This is a genomic window from Aeromonas sp. s8 (assembly GCF_040907785.1).
Lineage (GTDB): Bacteria > Pseudomonadota > Gammaproteobacteria > Enterobacterales > Aeromonadaceae > Aeromonas > Aeromonas veronii.
In genome coordinates this window covers 11,182-20,596 of sequence record NZ_JBFOCL010000024.1, presented here as the reverse complement: position 1 = coordinate 20,596, position 9,415 = coordinate 11,182, and the positions used below count along the sequence as shown (strand labels likewise).

At 59.9% G+C, this 9,415-nt stretch carries 7 protein-coding genes; 5 read left to right on the top strand and 2 right to left on the bottom strand.

Annotated elements, in window-relative coordinates:
• Window positions 1-21: 21 nt before the first annotated feature.
• Window positions 22-357 (bottom strand): endonuclease domain-containing protein, encoded by a 336-nt coding sequence (locus AB5Y86_RS08110; protein WP_139430488.1) that lies wholly within the window; start codon window positions 355-357, stop codon window positions 22-24.
• Window positions 358-754: 397 nt separating this feature from the next.
• Window positions 755-1,708 carry a LysR family transcriptional regulator gene (locus AB5Y86_RS08105; protein WP_245133015.1) on the bottom strand — a complete coding sequence of 318 codons (954 nt, stop codon included), beginning with the start codon at window positions 1,706-1,708 and terminating at the stop codon, window positions 755-757.
• Window positions 1,709-1,863: 155 nt separating this feature from the next.
• On the opposite strand from AB5Y86_RS08105, the gene aguA reads away from it, so the two are divergent.
• From aguA to AB5Y86_RS08080, 5 genes are all read left to right on the top strand, one after another.
• On the top strand, window positions 1,864-2,961 hold the full coding sequence (gene aguA / locus AB5Y86_RS08100) for an agmatine deiminase (RefSeq protein ID WP_156853531.1): 1,098 nt from the start codon (window positions 1,864-1,866) through the stop codon (window positions 2,959-2,961).
• 127 nt (window positions 2,962-3,088) lie between these two features.
• Window positions 3,089-4,792 carry an amidase gene (locus AB5Y86_RS08095; protein WP_368192554.1) on the top strand — a complete coding sequence of 568 codons (1,704 nt, stop codon included), beginning with the start codon at window positions 3,089-3,091 and terminating at the stop codon, window positions 4,790-4,792.
• A 583-nt stretch (window positions 4,793-5,375) separates the two neighbouring features.
• Window positions 5,376-6,476, top strand: a complete 1,101-nt coding sequence (locus AB5Y86_RS08090; protein WP_368192553.1) for a hypothetical protein — start codon at window positions 5,376-5,378, stop codon at window positions 6,474-6,476.
• Between the two features lie 656 nt (window positions 6,477-7,132).
• Window positions 7,133-7,882 (top strand): CphA family subclass B2 metallo-beta-lactamase, encoded by a 750-nt coding sequence (locus AB5Y86_RS08085; protein ID WP_368192552.1) that lies wholly within the window; start codon window positions 7,133-7,135, stop codon window positions 7,880-7,882.
• Between the two features lie 215 nt (window positions 7,883-8,097).
• Complete coding sequence (locus tag AB5Y86_RS08080; protein WP_368192550.1) at window positions 8,098-9,369, top strand: lipopolysaccharide biosynthesis protein; 1,272 nt, start codon at window positions 8,098-8,100, stop codon at window positions 9,367-9,369.
• The last annotated feature ends 46 nt before the right edge of the window (window positions 9,370-9,415 follow it).

Below are 9,415 nucleotides of genomic sequence, written 5' to 3'. Positions count from 1 at the left end.
GGATGAGGGGGAGGGCTCTGCTCAGCGCAATGAGAGCCAAATATGGGCCAGTACGACCTCCATCCGACTCAGCACATCGTTATTCCACACTCGTATCACCCGAAATCCCTGCTGATTGAGATAGGCTGTCCGAGCCTCGTCATGCATCTGGTTCGTTTGTGTTCCATGTTGCGAACCATCCACTTCGATGACCAATCCCTGTTCAAGGCAGATGAAATCCACCACATAGGGGCCGATGGGCATTTGGCGGCGAAATTTCAGCCCCGCCAGACGGCGACTGCGCAGCTGTTGCCACAGTTTCTGCTCTGCCAGCGTGGCATCCCTTCTCAGTCGCTTGGCAAAGAGGTTACTCTCCATAAATTGTCCCTGCTCCGTATCGCCCTATAGATATAGCCAGCTTCCCATCTGTTTACCGGTTGGGTATTGCGTCCCCTCACCCTAGCCCTCTCCCAATGGGAGAGGGAACAGATCGAGTTGTGGTTGGGATTGGGCTGATCATCACTGTGTTCATTGCCGGATTCGAGTAGAGGAAGCTGGATTGGGTAATAGGAAGATGACGGTAACTTTTTGAATGTATGGGGAATCGCCTAGCTGGCAGACTGGCTGAATGGTTGTCAGCGATGCTGCAAGTGGTAGCGTAACTGCTCCCTTCTCCCCTTGCGGGAGAAGGGCTGGGGATGAGGGGGGAGGGAGCCGCCCTCACCCTAACCCTCTCCCAGAGGGAGAGGGAATTGATCGAGGTTCGGTTTGGGCATCATGGTCGGCCAACAAGCTCCTTCATCAAATCTTTCAGCCATACCAGCGCCGGTTGCTGCGCGTGCACGGGATGCCAGACGCAGTTGAGGTGATAATCCGGCACATCTTCGGGCAGCGGCAGACTTTTCAGCGGCCAGTGGGTGGCGAGCAGCTCGGCCACCATGCTGGGCAGCACCAAGAGGTGATCGCTCTGGCTGACGATAGCGGCGGCGGACATATAACTCTGGCTGTTGACCGAGATGGTGCGGCTAAAGCCCTGACTCTTCAGATAGCGGTCGAGGCTCGCCTCCGAGGTGCCAAGGGGCGAGTGGAACACATGGGGCATGGCGATGAGCTGCTGCAGGGTGATGCGCTCCTGCCATTGGGAGGGGTCATCCTCGGCGCCGGCGGGGGCCGATTTGGCAATGGGCAGATCGGCGCGTACCAGCCCGGCCAGCGGCTCGGTGAGCCAGGTCTCCTTGCCCAGATACCCCGGCACCTGCATGTACTCGTCAAAGCCCAGCACCAGATCGATCTCGCCGCTCGCCAGCTCGGCTTCGGGCAGGGTATCGCGCAGGATGCGGATCTCGATGGTGACCCCGGGCGCCAGCCGTCTGAGCCGCTGGATCAGCGGCGGGATCAGCACGCACTCCACGTAATCTGTGGTGCAGAGCACGAAGCGCCGCTTCGACTGGCTTGGCTCGAACTCTTCTTCCTCGGTGAGCTGCTGCTCCAGCAGCCGCAGCGCCTGCTGCACCCCGAGGTGCAGCCGCTGGGCGCGCGGGGTCGGCAGCATCCCCTGCGGGGTGCGCACCAGCAGCGGGTCGCCGAGAAAGGTGCGCAGCCGGTTAAGGGAGTGGCTCATGGCGGGCTGGCTGATAAAGAGCGCTTCGGCTGCGCGGGTGACGCTGCCCTGCGTCATCAGGGCGTCAAACGCGAGCAGCAGATTGAGGTCGAGCTGGTGCAGTTTCATGGGGGGATTATTCGCCGTGTTTATGGGACAATCCATCCTATTCATTTGATGGATGGGGGCGCAACGTCTTACTCTGCGGCCCACTGTTATTTTTCCGGGTTCCCGCGCCGCATCGGGCGTAAACGGGGGCCTCAATCCATGCAAGGAGCCTTGCGATGAGCATCAAGACCATTAACTCCACGCCGGCCGCCGACGGCTTCACCATGCCCGCCGAGTGGGCGCACCAGCAGGCCGTCTGGATGATCTGGCCGTTTCGCCCGGACAACTGGCGCGTAGCCGGTCGCTTCGCGCAAGAGACCTTCGCCAAGGTGGCCGATGCCATCGGCGGTGCCACCCCGGTCTTTATGGGGGTTCCGGCCCAGTTTATGGAGCAGGCTCGCGCCATCATGCCCGCCCACGTCACCCTGGTTGAAATGGACAGCGATGACTGCTGGGCCCGCGATACCGGCCCGACCATTGTTACCAACGCTGCCGGCGAGTGCCGTGGCGTGGATTGGGGCTTCAACGCCTGGGGCGGCCACAAGGGCGGTCTCTACTACCCGTGGAATCAGGATGAGGAAGTGGCAGCCCAGATGCTGACCCAACACGAGATGGCTCGCTACGATGCGCCGCTGATTCTGGAAGGGGGCTCCATCCACGTCGATGGTGAAGGCACCTGCCTGACCACCGCCGAGTGCCTGCTCAACGAAAACCGCAACCCGCACCTGACCAAAGAGCAGATCGAAGCTTACCTGCGCGACTATCTGGGCGTCACCAGCTTTATCTGGCTGGACGAAGGCGTCTATATGGATGAAACCGACGGCCACATCGACAACATGTGCTGCTTCGTGCGTCCGGGTGAAGTGGCCCTGCACTGGACTGACGACCAGAACGATCCCCAGTACGCCCGCTCCGTGGCCGCCCTCAAGGTGCTGGAAGCGGCTGTCGATGCCAAGGGTCGCAAGCTGAAAGTGTGGAAGCTGCCCCAGCCGGGCCCGCTGTTCTGCACTGAAGAGGAGTCTGCCGGTGTCGAGAGCGGTACCGGTGTGCCGCGCGAGGCAGAAGGCCGTCTGGCCGGTTCCTATGTGAACTTCCTTATCACCAACGATCGTATCGTCTACCCGCTGCTGGATGCCGCCACCGATGGCGAAGCCCAGCGCATTCTGGAAGAGATCTTCCCGGAGCACACCGTAGTCGGCGTGCCGGCCCGCGAGATCCTGCTGGGCGGTGGCAATATTCACTGCATTACTCAGCAAATCCCTTCAGGTCAGTAAGCTGGTCGAAGAGTGTAGAAATTCAAAACCCCACGCCGTGGGGTTTTATCTCTTGATGGTGTGATGGTCGCATGCGCTGATGCGGCGATCATCATGACAAACAGTCACCCTTTTACAGGAGATCAAAATGATCGAAGTGACCGAGGTTTCCATTGCCGAGCTGCGTGCCGCGCTCGAATCAGGCCGCACCACAGCGGTCGAACTGGTCAAGGCCTATCTGGCCCGGATCGAGGCCTACAACGGCCCAGAGACTGCCACCAAACTCAACGCCGTGGTGGTCGCCAATCCCGATGCGCTGAAAGAGGCCGAGGCTTCCGATGCCCGCCGTGCCCGTGGCGAGACCCTGAGCCCGCTTGACGGCATTCCCTACACCGCCAAAGACAGCTATCTGGTCAAGGGGCTGACCGCCGCCTCCGGTAGCCCGGCCTTCAAGGATCTGGTGGCCCAGCGCGATGCCTTTACCGTTGAGCGCCTGCGCGCCGCCGGTGCCATCTGCCTTGGCAAAACCAATATGCCGCCGATGGCCAATGGCGGCATGCAGCGCGGCGTCTATGGCCGTGCCGAGAGCCCCTACAACGCCGACTACCTGACCGCGCCCTTTGCCTCCGGCTCCTCCAACGGCGCCGGTACTGCCACCGCTGCCAGCTTCTCCGCCTTTGGTCTGGCGGAAGAGACCTGGTCGAGCGGTCGTGGCCCGGCTTCCAACAACGGTCTGTGCGCCTACACCCCGTCCCGTGGCGTCATCTCGGTGCGTGGCAACTGGCCGCTGACTCCGACCATGGATGTGGTGGTGCCCTATGCCCGCACCATGAACGATCTGCTGGAAGTGCTGGATGTAGTGGTGGCCGACGATGCCGATACCCGTGGCGATCTGTGGCGCCTGCAGCCCTGGGAGCAGCTGCCCAAGGCCTCTGAAGTGCGTCCGGCTTCCTATCTGGATCTGGCTGCCAAGCCTGATGCCCTCAAGGGCAAGCGCCTCGGCGTGCCGCGCATGTTTATCAACAAGGATGAACTGGCCGGCACCAGCGAAAACCCCGGTATCGGCGGCCCGACCGGTCAGCGCATCTATACCCGCGAGACCGTGATCGCCCTCTGGGAAGATGCGCGCAAGGCGCTGGAAGCCGCTGGCGCGGAAGTCATCGAAGTGGACTTCCCGCTGGTTTCCAACTGCGAAGGGGACCGACCCGGCGCGCCGACCGTGTTCAATCGCGGCATCGTGAGCCCGGAGTTTCTCAACGACGAGCTGTGGGAGCTCTCCGGCTGGGCGTTCGACGACTTCCTGCGTGCCAACGGCGATCCCAAGTTGAACAAGTTGGCCGATGTCGATGGGCCGAAGATCTTCCCCCACGATCCGGGCACCCTGCCGAACCGCGAGGGCGATCTGGCGGCGGGCATGGACGAGTACGTCAATATGGCCAAGCGCGGCATCAAGCGCTTTGACGAGATCCCCACAGTGCCGGATGGCCTGCGCGGTCTGGAGAAGACCCGCAAGCTGGACTTGGAAGATTGGATGGACGGGCTCAAGCTCGACGCCGTGCTGTTCCCGACCGTCGCTGACGTCGCCCCGGCTGATGCGGATGTGAATCCGGCCTCCGCCGATATCGCCTGGAGCAACGGCATCTGGGTTGCCAACGGCAACCTCGCCATCCGCCACCTCGGCGTGCCGACCGTCACCGTTCCTATGGGTATCATGGCTGATATCGGTATGCCGGTGGGGCTGACCTTCGCCGGTCGCGCCTATGACGACAACAACCTGCTGCGCTTCGCCTCGGCCTTCGAATCCACCGGCAGCAAGCGTATGGTGCCGCCACGCACGCCGCCGCTGGCTTGATTATCCTTGGGGAATAAATAGTCAGGTTAGTAAAGTGATAAAACCAGAAACCACCTGTTATACGGGTGGTTTTTATTCCTTCCCATTTTCATTCACCATGGATTGTAAAGGGGTGTGACAGGGCTCCCAGCGCAACCCGGTTAATCACATACAATACGAAAATGCGCCCCGTCAGAGAGAAAACTGCATGCAAAACCGCTATCGCCACCCGCTAGCCGAGTGTTGCCTGATCCTTGCCAGCCTGCTGCTGTCCGCTTGTACCTCTCAGGGCAGTCAGACCTCGCGCGGGACCGACCAGGAGGTCAACGAGCCGGTGCCTCAGGACAGGATCACCGTCTACATAGATCGCACTTGGTCCTTGATCGCCAGTCCCCGAACCTATTATCTGGAGGTGGATAGTAGACGGGTCGGCGAGCTGACTTCTGATAACTACTACAAGGTGTCGCTGTGGCCGGGGGAATATACTTTTTCAATCCTATTCCCACGAGAGACGGTGCTATTGAGAACCGCCTCGGAACGGCGCCCTATCTTCAAGAGGGTACGCTTCCAAAATACAGATGTTGGCAAGCAATACAGATTCACGGTGGAAGGTACCGATGCACTCTTTTACCAGATCACGGGGCAGAGGGACTCGCTTAATGGCCGGAGTCTAGCCCGGCACCTGACCGCCCAGGACACCTCCCAGTGCAAGCCGCCCCGCAGTGGCACCTATGACGGGCCGGTGAGCTTCGGCAAGCCGGCAGGGCATGGCACCTTGCGCTGGCGTGATGGCCGCACGTTTGAGGCAGACTTTGCTGGCAGTTTCATGGCATTCGGTTTGCTGCGTTATCCGGACGGCCGCGAGTACATAGGCCAGTTTGATGGCGAGGCCTCCGGCCTGCCGGATGGCAAGGGGGTGCTGCGGGATGCCGCAGGGAACATACTGTTTGCTGGCCAATTTGTCGCAGGCAAGCCCAGCGGCCAGGGACTTCGTCTGGATGAGCAGGGGCCCCAGGTGCGGGAGTTTAATGACAAGGGTAAAGAGACAATACGGGTCAGTCGTCAGGATCTTGATCGGGTGGCCGCCCAACAGGCCAACCAGGCCATTACCGCGGCGGAACAATCCGAACTGAATACTGTCATGGCGCCGGTGGCCGCCATCGAGAAACAGCTGGATCAGGCCAAGGAGGCTCGACAGGAACAGGAAGTCGCGGCCAAGAAGTGGGGTTCTTGGCCCAAAGAGTGTCGTTGCCACTTCGAGTTGTGCCTGACAGTCGAAAATATGGGTGGCAAACGGATCTCTGCGACACAGGTGCGTATCAACGAACAACGTAAAAGAGAGACTGCCCGTCTTTGCCGACAATGGGAGAGTAGCCAAGGGGAGCGCGAGGCCGAGGCCCGCGCCAAACTCAAGCTGCTTGATGCCGAGATAGACAGACTGACCGCCAATGAGACCCTGGCGCGGCAGCAGGCCGAGGCGCAACAACAGCAACTGCAAACCCAACTGGAACGTACCCGGCTGCAACGCCTGGCCAGCGAACAAGCAAAGCAAAAACGGGTATTAGAGGCCGAGCTGAAGCAGCGAGAGCAGAAGGTGGAGGCGGCTCGCAATAAATGCACCAAGTCGCTGGCCAAGGGCCACAGGCTCTGCGATTGCGCCCCGTTTGCCAGCGACCACCGGACTTGGAAAGTCTGCATGATCTAGGCAGGGCAGTAGAATAGCGAAGCGTATTCGGACAATCGCGAATAGGGAGTTGCCGAGAAGGGCCGTAGGTTCGAATAGCGAAGCGTATTCGGACGATCGCGAATAGGTCGTGGCCGAGAGGCTGCTGATATCTGGAATTTATTAGCGGTCTTGCCATGACTCGGTGCGTGGCGGTATGCGGACGATTACGCTACGCTAATCGACCCTACATGATGTGGCATATTGTTACCTCCCCCTCATCCCCAGCCCTTCTCCCCTTGTTTGTGATCAAGAGTGGGAGAAGGGAGCAAAACGGTTCAGCTGACTGTGCTTTACGTGCGAGGTACGGGTGGGGATGGGAGTTTGGAATTGGCATTGGCCATCCCCTCTCCCTCGGGAGAGGGCTAGGGTGAGGGGGCGCTATCTGTGTTGTCGTTTCGTTTTGAGCCTTTACCTCTCTCCACTTCCCGCACCGTCGTTCGCCATATTGGTCGTGGCTCGTCGCCGATTCCCCCCTGATTTTTCTGCATTCCCCCTGACTTCACCCAGACTTCACACAACCTCATTTTCCCCTCACAAATCCCCCGTATCTTCTGCTCACTGCTTAAAAGGCCCGGCTTGCCACAGGGGTGGCGAGGGGGCGGTTGGTTCGAGGGAGCAAGATGATGAAAGGTTGGATGAAGTGCACATTGGCCGGGGCCGTGGTGCTGATGGCGAGTTTCTGGGGTGGCAGCGTGCGGGCGGCGGAGATCTCCCTCAAACAGGTGAGCGGCCCGGTCTATGTGGTGGAGGACAACTACTACGTCAAAGAGAACTCCATGGTCTATTTCGGGGCCAAGGGGGTGACGGTGGTGGGGGCGACCTGGACGCCGGATACCGCCCGCGAGCTGCACAAGCTGATCAAACGGGTCAGCAGCAAGCCGGTGCTGGAGGTGATCAACACCAACTACCACACCGATCGGGCGGGAGGTAATGCCTACTGGAAGTCCATCGGGGCCAAGGTGGTCTCGACCCGCCAGACCCGGGATCTGATGAAGAGCGACTGGGCCGAGATTGCCGCCTTTACCCGCAAGGGGCTGCCGGAGTACCCGGATCTGCCGCTGGTGCTGCCCAACGTGGTGCATGATGGCGACTTCAAGCTGCAAGATGGCAAGGTGCGCGCCTTCTACGCGGGCCCGGCCCATACGCCGGACGGTATCTTTGTCTACTTCCCCGACGAGCAGGTGCTCTATGGCAACTGCATCCTCAAGGAGAAGCTGGGCAACCTGAGCTTTGCCAATGTGAAGGAGTATCCGCAGACCATCGAGCGGCTCAAAGCGATGAAGCTGCCGATCAAGACGGTGATTGGCGGTCACGACTCGCCGCTGCACGGGCCTGAGCTGATCGATCACTACGAGGAGCTGATCAAGGCGGCGCCGCAGTCATAAGGGTTGCGCGACAGACTGGCAGCAAGCCGTGCCATCGCTGCAATCAGCAGCCATAACGGCACACCACAAAACGCCCGCTTTCAGGAAATAAGCGGGCGTTTTGCGTTTGTGGTTTTTTGGGTGGCTGTGAGTGCGTGGTATTAACGCTGTTCAAGGGGAGTGGGCTTTCATAAGATGGCCCTCTCTCTTTTCCCTGAAAGTTATCCATTTTCGTTATGCAATACGCCTCTCTCGCGCGCCTCAAGCAGGCCTTTATCACCGGGATGTGGGCCTCGCTGGTCAGCATCGTTATCGGCTTCGCCTTCAAGGTGTGGCTGGCGCAGTGGGTCGCCAAGGGGGAGCTGGCGCTGTTTAACAGCGTGGTGGATTTGATCTCCCTCTCCTTTGTCCTGATGACAGGTTTTCGCTCTTCCATGGTGGTGAGCTACTCCCAGACCAAAAACGATCGGGACATCATCAATATCTTCCGCTACTTCCTCATCGGCATCGTGCTGCTCACCTGGGGGGCAGTGATCCCCTATATCAAGCACGGGCTCCATATCCGGGTGGAGTATCTGCAACTGGTGGGGGTCATCTTCGGGCTGGGGCTCAAGGTCTACTTCACCAATCTGGTGGCCATGTACCGGATGTATCAGCTCTCCAATCGGGTCACCTGGCTGGAGCCGCTGGCCAACGGTCTGCTGTTTATGGCTTGCTATTTCGGACTGGGGATGGATGCGCTTGCCTCGCTCTTCTACGGGCTGACCTTCTCGTCGCTCGCCATCGCCGGTTATATGTATGTTTCGCGCCGTCGGGCCATCGCCACCAGGCCGCTGGCCAAGGTAGCGCTCGGCCCCGAGATGGTGAGCTATGTGAAGAAGAGCTTTACCGCCTCTCTGGAGGCGGGGGCCAGTATCCTGATGATCTATATCACCGTGCTGCTCACCATCCGCCACTTCAGCCTCGACGAGCTGGGGGATTTTCAGGTGGTGGTGCGCCCCATCTTCACCTATATGACCACCCTGTTCGTCTTCCCCATCTACCGCTTTGTGCTGCCTGAGCTGGCGGTCAATCTGCGCAATGGCGATCACCGCCAGATAAGGATGATCCGCAGCTGGATCTTCCGTCTCTCCGCCATCGTCAGTCTGGCCTTCTTTGGCTTGATGCTGCTGGCGGGCAAGCCGCTGGTGCTGTTGTTCTTCCCCGCCGACTACGTGGGGGCGGTGCCTGTGCTGTTCCACTTCTCCATCTTCTTTATCTTTATGATGCTCAATGGCTATCAGCTCGCCTATATCAAGGCTCACGGTCACTTTACCCAGAGTTTGTTGATCCGGCTGGCGGGCATAGTGGCGCTGATTGCGGCCTACTATCTGGTGGCCGAGTTCACCGCCAACGTGGTGGCGATTATCGTGGCGCTGGGCCTCGGTTATATGGTGATGTTTATCCTCTCGACCCTGGCGGAGCGGCAGATCTTGCGATCCCTGCCACTGGTGCTGGCGACCCGTTAGGGGGTTACTCGCCAAGAGCTGGCCCCTGTCAGATAACAAAAAAACG

Bases quoted from the DNA above. Each gene is read 5' to 3' on its own strand.
- AB5Y86_RS08110 (WP_139430488.1), bottom strand. From the start codon at position 357: ATGGAGAGTAACCTCTTTGCCAAGCGACTGAGAAGGGATGCCACGCTG.
- AB5Y86_RS08105 (WP_245133015.1), bottom strand. From the start codon at position 1,708: ATGAAACTGCACCAGCTCGACCTCAATCTGCTGCTCGCGTTTGACGCC.
- aguA (WP_156853531.1), top strand. From the start codon at position 1,864: ATGAGCATCAAGACCATTAACTCCACGCCGGCCGCCGACGGCTTCACC.
- AB5Y86_RS08095 (WP_368192554.1), top strand. From the start codon at position 3,089: ATGATCGAAGTGACCGAGGTTTCCATTGCCGAGCTGCGTGCCGCGCTC.
- AB5Y86_RS08085 (WP_368192552.1), top strand. From the start codon at position 7,133: ATGAAGTGCACATTGGCCGGGGCCGTGGTGCTGATGGCGAGTTTCTGG.
- AB5Y86_RS08080 (WP_368192550.1), top strand. From the start codon at position 8,098: ATGCAATACGCCTCTCTCGCGCGCCTCAAGCAGGCCTTTATCACCGGG.